Origin of the sequence: Veillonella sp. 3627, from assembly GCF_003992195.1 — a bacterium.
GTDB lineage: Bacteria > Bacillota > Negativicutes > Veillonellales > Veillonellaceae > F0422.
This window is the reverse complement of sequence record NZ_RQVG01000012.1, coordinates 17,059-34,334: the sequence shown is the minus strand read 5'-3', so window position 1 is coordinate 34,334 and position 17,276 is coordinate 17,059. Positions and strand designations below refer to the sequence as shown.

The 17,276-nt window shown below is 40.9% G+C and carries 21 protein-coding genes and 1 riboswitch; all 21 genes read left to right on the top strand.

The features are described from left to right. Position 1: 1 nt before the first annotated feature. The 21 genes from EO114_RS06950 (at position 2) to EO114_RS06850 (ending at position 17,250) form a co-directional block, all read left to right on the top strand. A complete protein-coding gene (locus tag EO114_RS06950; RefSeq protein WP_127062338.1) occupies positions 2–346 on the top strand; it encodes a YkvA family protein in 345 nt (114 codons plus the stop codon). 52 nt (positions 347–398) lie between these two features. Beyond that, positions 399–809, top strand: coding sequence for a thioesterase family protein (locus tag EO114_RS06945; protein WP_127062335.1), 411 nt, complete (start codon positions 399–401; stop codon positions 807–809). Between the two features lie 3 nt (positions 810–812). After that, positions 813–1,631, top strand: a complete 819-nt coding sequence (gene murI, locus EO114_RS06940; RefSeq protein ID WP_127062332.1) for a glutamate racemase — start codon at positions 813–815, stop codon at positions 1,629–1,631. Between the two features lie 8 nt (positions 1,632–1,639). Further along, complete coding sequence (locus EO114_RS06935) at positions 1,640–2,179, top strand: hypothetical protein (protein WP_127062330.1); 540 nt, start codon at positions 1,640–1,642, stop codon at positions 2,177–2,179. Between the two features lie 10 nt (positions 2,180–2,189). Further along, a complete protein-coding gene (locus EO114_RS06930) occupies positions 2,190–2,846 on the top strand; it encodes a coenzyme F420-0:L-glutamate ligase (protein ID WP_127062328.1) in 657 nt (218 codons plus the stop codon). 50 nt (positions 2,847–2,896) lie between these two features. Next, positions 2,897–2,996, top strand: a riboswitch (TPP riboswitch). A gap of 272 nt (positions 2,997–3,268) precedes the next feature. Then, complete coding sequence (thiS, locus tag EO114_RS06925; RefSeq protein WP_164723796.1) at positions 3,269–3,460, top strand: sulfur carrier protein ThiS; 192 nt, start codon at positions 3,269–3,271, stop codon at positions 3,458–3,460. Then, complete coding sequence (gene thiF / locus EO114_RS06920) at positions 3,461–4,036, top strand: sulfur carrier protein ThiS adenylyltransferase ThiF (RefSeq protein WP_009352805.1); 576 nt, start codon at positions 3,461–3,463, stop codon at positions 4,034–4,036. A 31-nt stretch (positions 4,037–4,067) separates the two neighbouring features. Then, a complete protein-coding gene (locus EO114_RS06915) occupies positions 4,068–4,838 on the top strand; it encodes a thiazole synthase (protein WP_127062359.1) in 771 nt (256 codons plus the stop codon). Between the two features lie 16 nt (positions 4,839–4,854). Further along, positions 4,855–6,051, top strand: a complete 1,197-nt coding sequence (gene thiH / locus EO114_RS06910; protein ID WP_240629070.1) for a 2-iminoacetate synthase ThiH — start codon at positions 4,855–4,857, stop codon at positions 6,049–6,051. After that, the gene (locus tag EO114_RS06905; RefSeq protein ID WP_164723795.1) at positions 6,038–6,865 is read left to right on the top strand and encodes a thiamine phosphate synthase; all 828 of its coding nucleotides are present in this window, start codon (positions 6,038–6,040) and stop codon (positions 6,863–6,865) included. Before thiH ends, EO114_RS06905 begins: the two co-directional genes overlap by 14 nt. A gap of 176 nt (positions 6,866–7,041) precedes the next feature. Continuing rightward, the gene (locus tag EO114_RS06900; protein WP_062401317.1) at positions 7,042–7,980 is read left to right on the top strand and encodes a glycosyltransferase family 2 protein; all 939 of its coding nucleotides are present in this window, start codon (positions 7,042–7,044) and stop codon (positions 7,978–7,980) included. A gap of 22 nt (positions 7,981–8,002) precedes the next feature. Further along, positions 8,003–8,851, top strand: coding sequence for an NlpC/P60 family protein (locus tag EO114_RS06895; protein WP_127062317.1), 849 nt, complete (start codon positions 8,003–8,005; stop codon positions 8,849–8,851). 75 nt (positions 8,852–8,926) lie between these two features. After that, positions 8,927–9,637: a metal ABC transporter ATP-binding protein gene (locus EO114_RS06890; RefSeq protein ID WP_009352919.1), complete on the top strand. Its 711-nt coding sequence runs from the start codon at positions 8,927–8,929 to the stop codon at positions 9,635–9,637. Position 9,638: 1 nt separating this feature from the next. After that, positions 9,639–10,442, top strand: a complete 804-nt coding sequence (locus EO114_RS06885; protein WP_127062314.1) for a metal ABC transporter permease — start codon at positions 9,639–9,641, stop codon at positions 10,440–10,442. Positions 10,443–10,569: 127 nt separating this feature from the next. Next, on the top strand, positions 10,570–13,179 hold the full coding sequence (alaS, locus tag EO114_RS06880) for an alanine--tRNA ligase (protein ID WP_127062312.1): 2,610 nt from the start codon (positions 10,570–10,572) through the stop codon (positions 13,177–13,179). 53 nt (positions 13,180–13,232) lie between these two features. Further along, a complete protein-coding gene (locus tag EO114_RS06875; RefSeq protein WP_009352873.1) occupies positions 13,233–13,493 on the top strand; it encodes an IreB family regulatory phosphoprotein in 261 nt (86 codons plus the stop codon). Next, positions 13,493–13,903, top strand: coding sequence for a Holliday junction resolvase RuvX (gene ruvX, locus EO114_RS06870; RefSeq protein ID WP_126939628.1), 411 nt, complete (start codon positions 13,493–13,495; stop codon positions 13,901–13,903). The genes EO114_RS06875 and ruvX overlap by 1 nt, the downstream gene beginning before the upstream one ends. Before the next feature lie 10 nt (positions 13,904–13,913). Next, entirely contained in the window at positions 13,914–14,186 is a 273-nt protein-coding gene (locus EO114_RS06865) for a DUF1292 domain-containing protein (RefSeq protein ID WP_009352989.1), read from the top strand. 233 nt (positions 14,187–14,419) lie between these two features. Continuing rightward, positions 14,420–15,427, top strand: coding sequence for an endolytic transglycosylase MltG (gene mltG / locus EO114_RS06860; protein WP_009352937.1), 1,008 nt, complete (start codon positions 14,420–14,422; stop codon positions 15,425–15,427). Next, positions 15,417–16,025, top strand: coding sequence for an O-methyltransferase (locus EO114_RS06855; protein ID WP_127062310.1), 609 nt, complete (start codon positions 15,417–15,419; stop codon positions 16,023–16,025). The genes mltG and EO114_RS06855 overlap by 11 nt, the downstream gene beginning before the upstream one ends. Then, the gene (locus EO114_RS06850; protein ID WP_127062308.1) at positions 16,018–17,250 is read left to right on the top strand and encodes a U32 family peptidase; all 1,233 of its coding nucleotides are present in this window, start codon (positions 16,018–16,020) and stop codon (positions 17,248–17,250) included. Before EO114_RS06855 ends, EO114_RS06850 begins: the two co-directional genes overlap by 8 nt. Positions 17,251–17,276: the final 26 nt, after the last annotated feature.

The following is a 17,276-nucleotide window of genomic DNA, read 5'->3' as shown; positions in this document are numbered from 1 at the left end:
TATGAATATCTTACAAATCCTTAAGTATGGAAAAACCTTTACATCTGATGCCTTTATGTCTACTGTGAATCGCATGGGTCGTAATATTATGTTTGCACGAAAAGCTGTTATGTTATATTATTGTTTACGTGATGCAGATACACCAGCATTTGTAAAGGCCGTTATTGCAGGCGCTTTAGGATACTTGATATTGCCTATTGATTTTATCCCAGATAGCGTACCAGGTCTTGGCTGGGTGGATGATGTGGCAGTATTAGCAATTGCTATGAAAGTAGCGAATCGCTATATTAAGGCTTCCCATAAGGAAAAAGCACAAAAATTTGTGCCTATCGGATCAATTGATTAATCAGTAAAGGGGCTCTTTGGAGCCTCTTATTGCATAGGAAAGGTAGTATACGATGATTTCTACATCTTTACGTGTCCGATTTTATGAAACGGATATGATGGAGATTGCCCATCATACGAATCATTTACGGTGGTTTGAAATGGGGAGAATTGAATATTTTCGCCGCTGTGGTATTAGTCTATGGGACATGATGCAAGAGGGCATCGTCTTTCCTATTACAAAAGTGAGCTGTGAGTATAAGGAAGTGGCACGCTTTGATGATGTATTGCGGGTGGAATTAACAGTAGCCTCTTTGTCGCGGGCTCAATGTACTTTCTCATATCGGATTATCCGTGACAGTGATAATGCATTGATCTGTACAGGGGAAACACAAAATGTGTTTACGGCTAAAGAAACAGGTAAAATTATTCGCTTGCCAGATGTATTTTTTAAACCCATGAAAGCCGTAGCAGAGGAGGAGTAGGGAATGACGCCCATACAGAAGGAATTACCTATTGGAGTATTCGACTCTGGAATCGGTGGATTGTCTGTATTATCTGTGCTAGCACAAGAATTTCCGGAAGAAGATTTTATTTATGTTGGAGATAGTGCAAACAATCCAGTAGGCAATAGGCCGATTGAGGAAATTGAAGGCATTGCTACGAAAATTGCAGAGTTTTTAGTGGCCCAACCAGTGAAATTTATAGTGATCGCATGCAATACATTTTCTGTGGTAGCCTTGGACAAACTATCCAAACAATTTGATGTACCTATTGTGGGGATGGCCCAGGGGATTCATGATGCTCTGCGTATCAAAGTCAAACAGAAACGTAAAGGACCTTTAGGCATTATGGCTACCGTCGCGACTATTAATAGTCATAAACATATGGATGCGGTACATAGCTTAAAACCTCATGTGAAAGTGGTAGAACAAGGCTGTAAAGATTTGGCGGCCTGTATTGAAGAAGGTCATTTAGATGATGCAGTTTTACGACATTGTGCAAAAGAATATGTACAGCCTTTGGTAGAGGCAAATGTGGAAGTGGCCATTTTAGGATGTACCCACTATCCTTTAGTAGAACCCATATTGCGTGAGTTGGCTAAAGAACAAATTTGCTTTGTAGACCCTGCGTGGGAAACATCTGATGCTGTAGGAGCTATTTTGTACGGAGAAGATTTGGAGCAGACATCAGGTAGGAAAGGCTCTATACAAGTTTGTGTTACTAGCCATGCGGATCGAGTAACGTCTATCGTACAAGATATTTTCAAGGATACTAGCTTAGAAGCTAAGCTCATTACTCTATAGGAGGAATTATGTATATTTACACATTAATAGATACCCTAGTGTGGATAGCCTGTATCATTGCTATCATTTATATTGCCTACCGCATATTTGCATGGCGCCAAGGCAATGAAGACATTGTAATCTTGGTAAAACGTCGCACTCCATTTGTGGTAGAAGACATTAGTTTTGATCAAGTAGTGTTATCTACGGATATTCCATTTGTGAATAGAGGCAAACAATACGGAACCATCATGGATATGTTCCCTCGTCATTTGTTACCACAAGAACAATTTGACAATGTACGAATTCAATCGTGGTTAACCGACGCAAAAGCAGAACGTCATGATGGCTATTGGGAAGCGTTAGTCTATAAACAACGACAAGGCAGTACTATTCGTTTGCGTCTAGTGATGACGGCTAATAGTGGTAACATTCGTAAAGACTTAGTGGGATTCCCAGACATGCCTATCGATATCTACCATCAAGTGGTAGGTCGCGAGGCGTACCGTATTTCAAAAACTAGAATTACTCTAACTGCAGAAGAGTTAGAAGTAGCAATGCGTAAATAGGAGGTATATCATGGCTGAATTAGAACTTTTACCAATCCCTACGCGTATTTTAACGAACAAAGATGATATCGTTGAGGCTATCGTAGAATTTGCAGGCCCTTATATTGGACCAGAAGATATTGTGTGCGTAGCAGAATCCGTCGTGGCTATCACGCAAGGGGAGTTTACACGACCAGAAGATTTAAAAGTATCTTGGCAAGCTAAATTTTTAAATCGCTTTATTCATCCGGATGGATCTATGGCATCTGTGTATGGTATGCAAGCAGCTATGGATAAAGAAGGGGAATGGAAAATGATGTTTGCCTTCCTCTGTGGAGCCGTAGCTAAAGTGTTTAAAAAATCTGGTGTGTTCTATCAAATGGCACGGACCGCATCCTTAACAGATGATGTGACAGGGACTATGCCTCCGTTTGATAAATGCATTGTATATGGACCAAAACAACCAAATGCAGTAGCCGATGCTATTATGAAAGCCACAGGAGCTTATGGAGCTTGTGTAGCGGACGTGAATGATTTAAAACGAGCTGCTATCTTAGGGCATAGTCGTGGATTGAAACCGCAGCAAATTGCGCAAATTTTAATCGATAATCCATTTGGCAATGATAGCCAAATGACACCTATCGTTGTGATTAAAAATTATGCCTCTGTGTCTGCACGGAGACGATAAAAATTGTTGATACTTAGGCTTGCAAATTGAGTCGTATCAGCGTATACTGAAAGAGAACTTTGGGGAGCCTACTGGCTGAGAGTAAACGAAAGTTTTGACCCATAACCTGATTTGGATAATGCCAACGTAGGATAAGTTTGATTCGTCATACTGAGGACATCCAACAGGATGTCCTTTTTTGTGCTTTTATAGGATGGTATATCGTATATGAGTATACATGGAAGGTGTATCTAAGTGGATGTACAAGGGGAACAGAATAGTGAGACGATAGAGTGCTACAGCATGAAGGGGCATACCACCGCGGGTATGGTTTTTCGTGCTGTTTTTTTATACTAGTATGTGGTGAAGGAGCCATGACGGATAATTGGTATGATACTAGTTTGGAATAGGTATATAGCAAACGCTATAGTTAGGAGGATATGATGAAAGTAAATGGAGCAACCTATCATTATGAGGGGCAAACAGTGCAAGAAGTACTGGCAGCCCTAGCGTTTCGAATGGATCGCATCGTAGTGGAATATAATGGGAAGATTCTTTCTAAAGCAGACTGGGAATCGACTCGTGTCAGCGCTGCAGATACAATGGAAGTAGTAACCTTTGTAGGAGGTGGCTAAATGGTATCTTTACAGGATAAAAAAGTTCTGCTCATCGGCGTGGGCGGTGTTGGATCCCATGTGGCAGTGGCATTGTGCCGTGCTGGAATTGGTCAGTTAGAAATCGTAGACTTCGACGTTGTGGATGAAAGTAACTTAGGCCGTCAATATTATGAGGTGAATGATGTGGGCGTTTTAAAAGTAGAGGCTATGAAAGGCCACCTCAATCGGATGAATCCAAACTGTGAAGTCATCGTCCATAATGAATGCCTCACACCAGAGAGATTATCTGAATTAATCGATGGCTATGACATGGTCGTAGAAGCAGTGGATAAGGCTGTCACAAAAGCATGGATGACAGAAGTGATTCTAACTCATCCTACAGAACCCTTATTAGTTGGCTGTTCCGGTATGGCAGGTTGGGGGGATAGTAATGGTATCCGCCGTGAACGGAGACATCATCGTTGGTATCTATGTGGTGATGGTGTGAGTGATATCGATTCTATCGGAAAAATCACTGCGGCTCGTGTCATGGTGTGCGCCGGACATATGGCAAATGCCGTCATTCAATTATTACACGGAGAAGATATTGATTAAGGAGGAACCTATGACACGTTCAGTAAAAGATATGGAAGCACAAGATACATGGACCTTAGGGGGACATACATTACAGTCTCGATTTATCTTGGGGTCTGGAAAATTTTCTATTGACTTAATCGAGGCTGTCCTAGAAGAAGCGGGCGCAGAAATGATTACCTTAGCCCTACGTCGTGCGGTAGGTGGAGAAGTGGAAAATATCCTAGATGCTATCCCAAAGGATACTATCTTAATCCCTAATACGAGTGGCGCTAGAGATGCTGAAGAAGCGGTGCGTATAGCAAGATTATCCCGAGCTACAGGTTGTGGAGATTTTGTAAAAGTAGAAATTATGAAAGATTCAAAATATTTATTGCCACATAATGGGGAGACCATTAAAGCTACAGAAATATTAGCAAAAGAAGGATTCATCGTTATGCCATACATGTATCCAGACTTAGAAGTGGCTCGTGATTTGGTGAATGCTGGAGCCGCTGCGGTGATGCCGTTAGCGGCGCCAATTGGATCTAATCGTGGATTGCAGACAAAGGAATTTATCAAAATTTTAGTGAATGAAATTGATTTGCCTATCATTGTAGATGCTGGTATTGGTGCTCCATCCCAAGCAGCAGAAGCTATGGAAATGGGCGTAGCTGCGATCATGGCAAATACAGCCGTAGCTTCTGCGGGCCATATTCGAGGTATGGCGAAAGCATTTGGTTTAGCCATCCAAGCAGGACGATTGGCCTATTTGTCAAAATTAGGGCCTACTCTTGAAATCGGTGGTAGCGCTTCATCTCCGTTGACTGGATTTTTGAGATAATAGGAAAGGAATAGCCATGTCTAGTACCACCAGATACCATATAGACGATCCATGTTGGAAGTATCGCTCCCACATGGATCAAATTGAAAGTCCCATTTTAGAAACGGTATTGCGAGAACGTGAGCAATATACGTACGATCAATATACAGCAGATGATGTGCGCCGTGTATTGCAAGAAGATACCATTGATGTAGAAGGACTAAAAATTTTATTATCTCCTGCAGCAGAACCATTTTTGGAAGAACTAGCAGAAAAAGCAAAGGCTGTACGAACGCGATATTTTGGCAATTCTGTATATTTGTTTACACCGTTATATATTTCAAACTATTGCGATAACCTATGCGTGTATTGTGGCTTCAACTGTAAAAATCAGATTCATCGGGCGAAGTTAGATGAAGCAGGTATTGAAGAAGAATTAAAAAATATTGCCAAAACAGGATTACAAGATATTCTAATTTTGACTGGGGAAAGTGAACGCCATAGTCCTATTTCTTACATTGGGCGTGCCTGTGAATTAGCAAAAAAATATTTTAAGGTAGTGGGCGTAGAAATTTATCCTGCCAATGTAGACGATTATGCATACCTACGAGAATGCGGTTGCGATTATGTGACCGTATTCCAAGAAACGTATAATTGGGAAAATTATAAAACATTGCATTTGTTAGGAAATAAAAGCGTATTTCCCTATCGACTTGAAACGCAAGAACGAGCTTTGCGAGGGGGTATGCGGGGAGTAGGTTTAGCAGCCTTATTGGGATTGGATGATTTCCGAAAAGATGCCTTTGCCACTGCTTTGCATGCCCATATGCTACAACGCGCGTATCCTCATGGAGAAATTAGTATTTCCTGTCCACGCCTGCGGCCTATCGTCAATGATGATACCATCAATGCAGGGGACGTAGGAGAAGCTCAATTATTGCAAGTCATCTTGGCATATCGCTTATTCCTACCTTATGCAAATATTACGATTTCCACTAGAGAAACAGCCAGGTTCCGTAACGGGGTCCTACCATTAGCAGCGACGAAATTGTCAGCAGGTGTCAGCACAGGTATAGGCGAGCATTCTTCTGAAGATAATAAAAAAGAAGAAGGGGATGCACAATTTGAAATTGCTGACAGTAGAACCGTAGCAGAAGCCATGGAAGATGTGAAAGCCTTAGGAATGCAAGTGGTGATGAGTGATTATATCGATGTGCTCTATGAAGAAAAATAACCAATCTATAGACACCTTAGTATTGATTACAAATCGCCAGCTACTGAAAGATGACATTAGCTTAGCAACATATGGTGTAGCACTGTCTAGAGGGATAGAAAGACTAGAAAAGTATGGCAAACAATGTATTAATCATACAGAAGAAAGCAGTTTACCGTATAATATACGTAGAGCATATAGATCTACAGTAAAAGCGAATCTTCATAGTACTAAATTGCCTGATGCGAGGGCAGATAGTGCTGAACCAGACAACTGGATGAGAAATCACAGTAGTCTGTACACCCTATGCCGTGACACTGATTTACCCTTTGAAGAGTACATCCAACTCTGTGATACCATCGGGGATACCGTAGTGCACCATGGAAAAGTTATTACGAATCGAGAGCAATTAGCTATCGTTTTGGCAACAGCAAAACGAATCCATCTACCCACTAATCTAATACGCTATTGGCAATCCGAACAAGAAGAACTATGGATTACCTTGCAACAACATTTTCATGACATAACTATGTGGAGTACCGTCCACAACGAAGATGACATCAAGTTGTTAGCATCCCTAGGAATCCCTAATTTGGAGTACGTCTTAATCAGTCCCATCTTTCCCACACCATGCAAAACAGGACACCCTGGCATTGGCGTTAAGAGGGGAAAGGAGCTGTTGAAACAAATTCAGACTCATTACCCACAAGTACAAGGTATTGCTTTGGGAGGTATCCACGAGCACAATTACCAAACGTGTTTGCAACATTCTATTACCGGCGTAGCTATTATGTCTGATTTCATGAAGCGAGTGCATAGCCATATTGACATTTAAGAACGCCATACACTTCGGAGCAAATCTCAGTGGAACGTAAATTTGTGGAGAAGTGCATGGCGTTCACCCTTTACGCTCTAGGCACGAAAGCGGGGAAAGAACGCCATATACAGCGGAGTTTGCAAAACAAGTCTCAATCCTGTAAAATAGATAGGTAAAGATCATAAGGAGGAGCTATGTTACTGTCAATTGTTGTTCCCGTATTTAATGAGGAAGATAATATTCAAAAATTTTATACTACAGTCAAAGATGTATTGCAAACACTTGACTATGACCATGAAATTATTTTCGTCGATGATGGGTCCAGTGATGATAGTGCAGGCATGCTACGATATATTGGTAATCAAGATCCAAAAGTAAAAGTGCTGTTATTGGCAAGAAATTTCGGTCATCAATTAGCCTTGACCTGTGGATTAGATTACGCTCAAGGTGATGCGGTAATCACCATGGATGGAGATATGCAACATCCACCAGAGTTGATTCCAGAACTAGTCAAACATTGGGAAGCAGGTGCAGATGTAGTACGTACCATTCGTGATTCCACAGAAGATGCTAGTTGGGCAAAAGCTTTTACATCGAAATACTATTACAAAGTGCTTAATAAATTAGCCAATGTTCCTATCGTGGAAGGTGGTTCCGATTTCCGGTTGATGAATCGAAAATCCTTAGAAACATTGAAAAACTTCCGTGAACATGGTAGATTTTTGCGGGGCATTGTAGGCGACTTGGGATTCGTACAACATGAATTTCACTTCGTAGCACCCCCACGCTTTGCAGGGACTTCTAAATTTAGTGTAAAAAAAATGATGCGCTTTGCTTTAGACGGCATTACAGCATTTTCTAGAGTACCTTTGCGTTTAGCCTTATATATCGGCTTGCTATGCGGACTATTAAGCCTGATTATGATCGGACACATATTGTTTGTTCACTTCTTCTCTGACAATGTTATCAGTGGTTGGTCTACCCTAGGGGTGGCTATCTTCTTCCTAGGTGGCGTACAACTGGTAGGTATTGGTATCATCGGAGAATATGTGGGACGAATTTTTGAAGAAGTCAAACAACGACCGTTATATTGGGTGAAAGACGCCATAAACTGTCACATACAAGACAAATAATCGTATATAAGAGAGGAGTCCTATGACGAGTAAAAAGAAACAATACCTGGCAGTCGCTCTATTAGTAGGCTTTTTAGGTACTAGTGTACAAGGAGCTTACCAATATGGTGATACAGGCAATGAAATTCTTGGTATTCAAAAGAAACTCATCGCTGCTGGTTATAAAGCTAGGGAAACTAGCGAATATGATGCAAACACAAAGTGGGCTGTTAGATTGTTCCAAAAAGATAATGGATTAACAGTGGACGGAATATTGGGAGCAGTGACCTATAAAAAATTGATGGGCAAACCACTGCCGGCGACAACAAAAACGGTATCTAAAAAGAAAGAAATTTCTGAAAAAGATGCTAAATTATTAGCCCATATCGATCCAAATAGAGAATCCACAGCTATCACATCTACGTTAAAGCATAAAAAAGACAAAAGCTCTGCCCCACAAGGGCTGACTTTCAAAAAGAAAGGCAAAACATACAAAGGCTTAGAGATTGGACATCAACCTATATCTGGCAATGTGAAAGAGATTTTGACCTATGCTAATACGTTTACGGGAGTGCCTTATAAATTTGGAGGCACTACACCAGCAGGGTTTGATTGCTCTGGATACATTCGCTATGTATTCCAAAAAATTGGTTACGATTTACCACGTCAAGCTGACGAACAGTACACAGTAGGTAAAAAAGTAGAGAAAAGTAATCTACAACCGGGTGATTTAGTGTTCTTTGAAACCTATGAACCAGGGATTTCCCATTCTGGTATTTACATCGGCGATGGACAATTCATCAGTGCCACATCTAGCAGTGGTGTAGCCGTAGCAGATATTGATGATAGCTACTGGGGACCACGCTATGTAGGGGCAAAACGCGTACTATAATACACAAGCTGTAATGATGATGTCATTACAGCTTGTGCCATATATGCGATAACTAGAAACATAAAGGAGTTAACTATGACGCACGCAGGCATTCACATACAAGATGTACAATTTTCCTATGGATCTCAGACGGTTATCCATAATATGACAATCACCATTCCCAAAGGTGAGTTTGTACTGGTGGTAGGACCTAATGGATCTGGTAAAACCACCTGGCTTCGTATGGTAGCAGGACTATTAGAACCGACAGCTGGACATCTTTGTTTAGACGGCATTAGTCCGAAAGAAGCACAAATGAAAGGACTCATTCACTTAGTGCCACAAATTTATAACAAGAATGCAGCCCAATTTCCAGCTACCGTAGAAGAGGTAGTGGGACTCGCTTTATTTCACGTACCGAAGGAAGATAGAAAAGGACGCATCTTGGATGCTTTGGAATTGGTGGGCATGCAAGATTTCTTGAAACGCCGTATTGGAGAACTCAGCGGTGGTCAACAACAACGTGTCATGTTAGCACAGGCCTTAGCACGGAAACCGAACTATATTTTGCTAGATGAGCCAACCAGTGGTATCGACTTTGAAACAAGCAAAAAAATATACGAAGTGTTGCGATCTTTAAAAGAAGAAAACATCACTGTTATTATGGTCACTCATGATGTGACAGAAGCTATGGAAGTAGCAGATACAATTTTATGTGTGGATGGACATGCTTGTTACTATGGACCTTGTAAAGGCTTTATGGAAAGTCATCAAGGCTCTCGTTTAGCATGGCATTTAGGAGGTTAAGATGGATATTTTATCCTATACATTTATGCAACGTGCCTTTTTAGCTGGCCTCATCGTGGCTCTCATGTGCCCCCTAATTGGTATGTTCATTGTCATTAAACGGCAATCTATGCTCGGTGATGGATTAGGACATATTGCCTTTGCTGGTGTGACGGGGGCATCTTTACTGAAAGTATACCCTCCATTAGGTGCTGTTATATTGACCGTTCTTTCTGCCATGGGCATAGAACTCGTGCGTCGCTACCAAAAACAATACGCAGATATGATAATGGCATTATTCTTTTATGCAGGCTTAGCTCTGGCTATCGTATTTTCTACAATGGTAAAAATGCCTAGCACTGGACTATTGAATTTTTTGTTTGGCAGTATTTTAACGGTGACTATGACAGATATTTATGGTATCGGTGCGGTAGCTGTCGTAGTGGGTATTATCATGAAATTTGTGTATCACTCCTTAATGCTTACCTCCTTTGACGAGGAAATTGCTCGTACAGTAGGTATCAATGTGAATCGTGTGAATATGATTTTTGCCATCTTAACAGCCCTTGTAGTTGTCATGGGGATGACCGTAGTAGGGATTCTATTGATCAGTGCGTTGATGATAGTTCCTGTTGCCTCTGCTCATTTATGGAAACGAGGCTTCAAAGAAACCTGGGGTATCGCTACCGTCTATTCCGTAATATCCGTCATCGGCGGACTGTGCAGCGCCTTTTGGTTGGACTTTGCACCAGGGGGGACGATTGTGCTGACAGCTATTGGACTCTATGTCATTACGTTTTTGGTGAATTTGTTTAAGTGTAGGTAGATCTAAAATATAAAATTAGTATGGAAAGTATCATTATCCTATATAAGTTAATGACCTCACCTAAATGCATACTTTCATCAAAATCTGTGGTATAATAAAGGCAATAGACAATTTTAGGAGGGAAACCATGACAGGAAATGAATTACGCCAAGCGTATTTGAATTTTTTTGAAAGTAAAGGACATTTAAAGCAAGAGAGTTATTCTCTTGTTCCAGATAACGACCCATCTTTATTATTAATCGGTGCTGGTATGGCGCCTTTGAAGCCATTTTTTACAGGTAAATTAGTACCACCTTGCACACGAATTACGACAAGCCAAAAGTCAATTCGTACAGGGGATATTGAAAATGTAGGACGCACAGCACGTCACCATACATTCTTTGAAATGTTGGGAAACTTCTCTTTTGGTGATTATTTCAAAAAAGAAGCCATCCATTGGGCATGGGAATTCTTAACAGAAGTTATCAAATTAGATAAAGAAAAATTATATGTCACTGTATATCCAGATGACCAAGAAGCCTATGATACATGGCATAAAGAAATCGGTTTACCAGAAGACCATATTAGCCGTTTGGAAGATAATTTCTGGGAAATTGGCGAAGGTCCATGTGGTCCAGATAGCGAGATTTTCTTCGACTTAGGACCAGAGCGTGGCTGCGATGATCCAAACTGTGCACCAGGTTGTGATTGCGACCGTTTCCTTGAAATTTGGAATCTTGTATTCACGCAATTCAACCGTACAGCAGAAGGTACATACGAACCATTGGCTAAGAAAAATATCGATACCGGTGCTGGTTTAGAGCGTTTGGCATCTGTATTACAAGGCAAAGAAAGTAACTTTGAAACAGATTTAATTTTCCCAATCATTGAGGCTACAGCGAAAAAAGCAGGTGTTACGTATCATACAGATGCGAATACAGATGTTTCTTTGAAAGTTATTGCTGACCATATTCGTGCTATTGTGGCATTGATTGCAGATGGTGTGTTACCATCTAATGAAGGCCGTGGCTATGTGCTTCGCCGTATTTTGCGCCGTGCTGTTCGTCATGGTCGTCTATTAGGTATTCAAGGACCATTTTTGGTACCATTAGTAGATATCGTAGTAGATATCTTGGGCGGAGCTATCACGAACATCGTGGAGAAACAAGACTTCGTAAAACGAGTGGTGGCGAACGAAGAAGAACGCTTTAACCAAACATTGGCATCTGGCCTAGACATGTTGAGCCAATTATTGGATACATTGAAAGCTGAGGGCGCTACGACAGTACCAGGTCAAGACGTATTCAAATTGTATGACACCTACGGATTCCCATGGGAATTGACAGAAGAAATCGCTTCTGAAGCTGGTTTCACTATCGACCAAGCTGGTTTTGAAAGTGCTATGAATGAACAACGTACTCGTGCTCGTGAAGCTCGTGAAGACGTAGACGCAAAAGTAGCTACTCCAGATATTACCCATTTATCTGGCGAACATATTTCTGACGATGAAAGTGCCACAGCATCCACAGTCTTGTTAATCGGTGAAGGGGCAAAAGCCATTGAACGTGCTGAAGATGGTCAAGATGTTACGATCATCGTAAAAACGACTCCATTCCACGCAGAAGGAGGCGGACAATTAGGTGACACTGGCTTCATCGTAGGCCCATTGGGTAAATTAGAAGTACACACGGCTAAAAAATTACCAGAAGGCACTACCTACCATGTAGGGACTGTCGTAGAAGGTAGCATTTCTGTAAACGACGAAGTGACATTCGAAGTTGATGTAGAACGCCGTCAGCATATGGCACGTAATCATACAGCAACACACTTATTGCATGCTGCATTGCGTTCCGTATTGGGTACGCATGTAAACCAAGCGGGCTCTTTGGTAACACCAGACTATTTGCGCTTTGACTTTACACATTTCTCGCCAGTAACAGCAGAAGAATTGCAAACCATTACGAACATAGTAAATGAACAAATTCTTCGTGCTTCCACATTGGAAGTAGAAACTATGTCCATTGATGCGGCGAAAGCAAAAGGCGCTATGGCGTTGTTCGGTGAAAAATATGGTTCCGAAGTACGAGTTGTATCTGTGCCAGAATTCTCCATCGAATTGTGTGGCGGTTCTCACGTAGAAAATACTGGTTTCATCGGTCAATTCCGTATCACTTCCGAAGGTGGTATTGGTTCTGGCGTACGCCGTATCGAAGCGGTGACAGGTAAAGCAGCGCTTATGTTAGCACAACAAGAAGAACAAACATTAAAAGCAGTAGCTTCTCTTGTGAAAGGAAAACCACAAGAAGTAGTAGGTAAAGTACAACAAGTATTAGACCATGCAAAAGCTGTAGAACGTGAGCTAGATCAAGTGAAAAAAGAATTGAATAGCGGTAACCTTGATGGTGTCTTAGCTGGTCAATTTACAGTAGGCGATGTAACAGCAGTAGTAGCCTCCGTACCAGTATCTGATATGGGCGAATTGCGTGACATGGCGGATATGGTTCGCGATAAAATTGGCTCTGGCGTAGTATTATTAGGTGCAGCTGGTGGCGATAAAGTAAACTTTGTCTGCATGGCTACGAAAGATGTAGTTGGCAAAGGTATCCACTGCGGTAACATCGTAAAAGCAGCGGCTCAAGCAGCTGGTGGTAATGGCGGTGGTCGTCCAGATATGGCACAAGCTGGTGGTAAAGATCCAGCAGCGATGGACCAAGCCTTAGCAGCAGGTAAAGAGGCAATCCAATCCATGGTTGGATAAGTTTACTCATAGATGAGATTTTCACTAGAAAACTCATGATAAGGAGGGATTATATGAATCTTTCAGATAAAACAATGGTGATTAAACCGGTACAAACAACACCGTTGACACCAGAAGAAGTATTCCAACATGTGTTCCAAGCCTTGGCGGAAAAAGGGTATAACCCAATTAGTCAAATCACAGGATATCTCATTTCTGGAGATCCAACGTATATTACAAGTTATAATAATGCTCGTAGTGATATTCGTAGCATTGAACGAGATGAGCTTATTGAAGAACTTGTGAAAGAATATGTGAAAGCGAAACAATTATAATGCGAATTATGGCACTAGATGTGGGAAGTCGGACCATAGGCGTAGCATGCAGTGATGCGCTGTATATTACAGCGCAAGGCATCGAAACTATTCGCCGCACATCTCATGAAAAAGACTTTCAGCGCATTGCGGAGTTAATCCGTGAATATGAGGTAGACACTATTGTGGTAGGCATGCCAAAAAATATGAATGGCACCAAAGGAGAACGGGCTGAAAAAACGGAAGCCTTTGTGGAAAAGATGCAAGAAGTCATCTCCACGCCAGTTGTATTTTGGGATGAACGTCTATCTACAGTGATGGCAGAAAAATCTTTAATTGCTGCTGATGTAAGTCGTAAAAAACGGAAAGAAGTCATTGATAAAATGGCAGCAGTTGTCATTTTACAAGGCTATTTAGATAGTCGTTCATAAGGAGGTTACCATGATCGAACAAGGTTATGAAGGTGAAGTATCTGTGATTGTCATTGAAGACGAAAATGGAGAAGAAATGTATTATGAAGAAGAAATGCTAATTCAACATGATGGAAAAGCATTTGCGATTTTAGTATCTCTTCCTCCAGAAGAAGACACTGAACATGATGAACCAGAAGTGATTATTGCGCGTATTGATGAAGAAGAAGGAGAACAAGTTTACGTAGCTCCTACTGATGAAGAATTCGATGCAGTCATTAAATTATACGAAGAAATGGACTAATCGTTAGTCAAGGCTGTAACAGACTGTCGAAAGACAGTATGGTTACAGCCTTTTCTGTATAAGAGAAGATGGATTACATACATGCTAGGTAAAAAAGTATTGTACCTAAAGGCGTTACGATATATGGTCTAGGTGAGTGTATCGATGATAGATTGACCTATACTATATAGAAAAATTGCTATATATACTGCTAAAATGGTATAATATAGTATTCGTTGAAAAAGGAGTGTGCTATGAAACAATATGCAAACTATATCTATAGATGTGTAGCAATTCTAATCGTAATTTTGCTTGGAATCTTAGCAGGTATATATTATATTCCTTGGACTGGTGGTTCAAAGGAAGATGTAGAAACAGTTGTTATCAGTGAAAATCAAACTGGTGCACAGATTGGGGATGTACTCTATGAAAGAGGACTGATCACGTCACCTGCTGTGTTCCGTGGTGCTCTACGCTTAACGGGAACCATGGATAAGTTACAACATGGATATTATCAGATTCCACACCATTCTAGTTTAAGTGAGATCATTGGCTTGCTCCAACAAGGTAGATTACAAACGGTGAAACTTACCATTCCAGAAGGATTTACCATTGGTGAAATTGGCAAACGCATTGAAGAACAAGGCATCGATACGCAGTATGCATTCATGGAAAAAGGAAAGACCTATACACCTTATGAGTATATGGTGGGAACGAAGCCTGTTACCTATCGGGTGGAAGGATTTCTATTCCCTAGCACCTATGAAATTCCTGTAGGTAGCAAAGCAGAAGATGTGATGGCCATCATGGCGGACGAAATGAATCGCCAATTAACACCAAAAATGCGCCAAGATATTGAAGCACAAGGAATGACCATATTTGAATTTATTACCTTAGCATCCTTGGTGGAAAAAGAAGCGAAGTTTGATGAAGATAGACCGATCATTGCCGCAGTTTTTCGTCAACGCTTAAAAACTGGTATGCCCTTAGAATCATGTGCTAGTATTCAATATATTTTAGGATATCCTAAGCCCTTGATTAGTATTGAGGATACAAAATTGGAAAGTCCGTACAATACATACCTTCATAAAGGGTTGCCACCAGGACCTATTGCAAACCCAGGCATCAAATCCATGGAGGCAGTTTTGTATGCGCCACCAACGGAGTATTTATTCTTTGTAGCTGACAAAGAAGGACATCATCATTTTACGAAAACCTATGATGAACATTTGAAAATAGTGGATCAAATTTATGAAAATTAAAGATATTTTAAATGAACAACGTATTTATGCGCTTTTGCATGATGTGCCAATTTTACGAGAGTCAGAAGTAGAACTCTTTGAAGACTTAATCAGTTTATATAAACCAAAGCGAGTCTTAGAAGTGGGCACTGCTATTGGATACTCTTCGCTGTTATTGGCAAAGCATATGGACAAAGAAGGACAGCTTATCACTATGGAATTAGATGATGTACGCCATGGGATGGCTAGCCATTTCATTTCACAATCAGACTATGCAGAGAAAATCACTCTATTAAAAGGAGATGCTACAGAATTGCTCGAAGGCCTAGAGGGTCCCTTTGATTTAGTATTTTTAGATGGCCCTAAAGGTCAGTACTTAAAACAGTTGGAACTCATTGAACCCCAATTAGTAGAAGGGGCTGTGGTATTAGCGGATAATGTCTTATTCCGTGGTTATGTGCGGGGAGAGAAAGAACCACCTCGTCGCTTTAAAACAATTGTGAAACGCTTGCAAGCGTATTTAAACTATGTAGAACAAAAAGAATATTACAATACTACTATCTACCCTATGGGAGATGGTATGAGTGTAAGTATATGGAAAGGAAAGATTCATGACTAAACGACATATGGAATTACTAGCTCCTGCTGGTAATATGGATAAATTAAAAATGGCTATTCGCTATGGTGCAGATGCCGTATATTGTGCAGGCCGTGCCTTTGGCTTACGCGCAGCTAGCTCCAATTTTGACAATGATCAATTGAAAGAGGCTGTAGAATTTGTACACAGCCATGGCAAAAAAATCTATGTCACTTGTAACATTATTCCGCATAATGAGGACTTAACAGGCCTTGAAGAGTATTTACAATTTTTGGAAAGTATCAAGGTCGATGCAATTATCGTAGCGGACTTGGGTATTTTCTTGTTGGCAAAGCGTGTGGCTCCAGGCTTAGAATTGCATGTGAGTACACAAGCAAATACAACGAACTATTTGACTACAGAGTTCTGGAAAGAACAAGGGGCTGCTCGTGTAGTAGTAGCTCGTGAAGTCAGCATTGAAGATATCAAAACCATGCGTGAGAAAGCAGATATAGAAATTGAAGCCTTCGTACATGGAGCTATGTGTATTTCCTACTCTGGTCGTTGTTTGTTGAGCAATTACATGACAAATCGTGATGCAAATCGTGGGGCTTGCACGCAGGCATGCCGTTGGAAATATAATTTAGTAGAAGAAAACCGCCCTGGCGAATACTATCCAATTGAAGAAGATGAACATGGTACATATATCTTTAACTCTAAAGACCTATGTCTATTAAAATATATCCCTGAGCTCTATAAAGCGGGTGTAGATAGTTTAAAAATTGAAGGTCGCATGAAGTCGGTACACTATGCAGCTACTGTATCCAAAGTATACCGTGAAGCCATCGATAAATTCCTAGAAGAAGGAGATGACTGGTATGTACGTGATGAATGGTATGCAGAATTAGAAAAAATTTCTCACCGTCCATACACAGAGGCTTTTGCCATGGAAAAACCAGGGGAAGAAGCGCAAAACTATGGTAAATCTTCCAATACGCAAACCCATGATTTCATTGGATTAGTAGAAGGATACAATGTAGAAGAAGGCTATGCCTACATGGAACAACGTAACAACTTTAAAGTAGGGGAAGAAGTAGAGTTTTGCCAACCTCATGGACCATTGGTGAAACATGTGATTACACGTATCACTGATGAAGATGGCAATGATATTGATGTGGCAAAACATGCACAAATGAAATTGCGTTTGTACATTGATACACCATTGGAGGAATACTCCATGATGCGTCGTGAAACGAAACAAAAATAATTCCTTACGACATAGGGGAGGAACAA

Coding starts and splice junctions, on each gene's coding strand:
- EO114_RS06950 (WP_127062338.1), top strand. CDS start 2: ATGAATATCTTACAAATCCTTAAGTATGGAAAAACCTTTACATCTGAT.
- EO114_RS06945 (WP_127062335.1), top strand. CDS start 399: ATGATTTCTACATCTTTACGTGTCCGATTTTATGAAACGGATATGATG.
- murI (WP_127062332.1), top strand. CDS start 813: ATGACGCCCATACAGAAGGAATTACCTATTGGAGTATTCGACTCTGGA.
- EO114_RS06935 (WP_127062330.1), top strand. CDS start 1,640: ATGTATATTTACACATTAATAGATACCCTAGTGTGGATAGCCTGTATC.
- EO114_RS06930 (WP_127062328.1), top strand. CDS start 2,190: ATGGCTGAATTAGAACTTTTACCAATCCCTACGCGTATTTTAACGAAC.
- thiS (WP_164723796.1), top strand. CDS start 3,269: ATGAAAGTAAATGGAGCAACCTATCATTATGAGGGGCAAACAGTGCAA.
- thiF (WP_009352805.1), top strand. CDS start 3,461: ATGGTATCTTTACAGGATAAAAAAGTTCTGCTCATCGGCGTGGGCGGT.
- EO114_RS06915 (WP_127062359.1), top strand. CDS start 4,068: ATGGAAGCACAAGATACATGGACCTTAGGGGGACATACATTACAGTCT.
- thiH (WP_240629070.1), top strand. CDS start 4,855: ATGTCTAGTACCACCAGATACCATATAGACGATCCATGTTGGAAGTAT.
- EO114_RS06905 (WP_164723795.1), top strand. CDS start 6,038: ATGAAGAAAAATAACCAATCTATAGACACCTTAGTATTGATTACAAAT.
- EO114_RS06900 (WP_062401317.1), top strand. CDS start 7,042: ATGTTACTGTCAATTGTTGTTCCCGTATTTAATGAGGAAGATAATATT.
- EO114_RS06895 (WP_127062317.1), top strand. CDS start 8,003: ATGACGAGTAAAAAGAAACAATACCTGGCAGTCGCTCTATTAGTAGGC.
- EO114_RS06890 (WP_009352919.1), top strand. CDS start 8,927: ATGACGCACGCAGGCATTCACATACAAGATGTACAATTTTCCTATGGA.
- EO114_RS06885 (WP_127062314.1), top strand. CDS start 9,639: ATGGATATTTTATCCTATACATTTATGCAACGTGCCTTTTTAGCTGGC.
- alaS (WP_127062312.1), top strand. CDS start 10,570: ATGACAGGAAATGAATTACGCCAAGCGTATTTGAATTTTTTTGAAAGT.
- EO114_RS06875 (WP_009352873.1), top strand. CDS start 13,233: ATGAATCTTTCAGATAAAACAATGGTGATTAAACCGGTACAAACAACA.
- ruvX (WP_126939628.1), top strand. CDS start 13,493: ATGCGAATTATGGCACTAGATGTGGGAAGTCGGACCATAGGCGTAGCA.
- EO114_RS06865 (WP_009352989.1), top strand. CDS start 13,914: ATGATCGAACAAGGTTATGAAGGTGAAGTATCTGTGATTGTCATTGAA.
- mltG (WP_009352937.1), top strand. CDS start 14,420: ATGAAACAATATGCAAACTATATCTATAGATGTGTAGCAATTCTAATC.
- EO114_RS06855 (WP_127062310.1), top strand. CDS start 15,417: ATGAAAATTAAAGATATTTTAAATGAACAACGTATTTATGCGCTTTTG.
- EO114_RS06850 (WP_127062308.1), top strand. CDS start 16,018: ATGACTAAACGACATATGGAATTACTAGCTCCTGCTGGTAATATGGAT.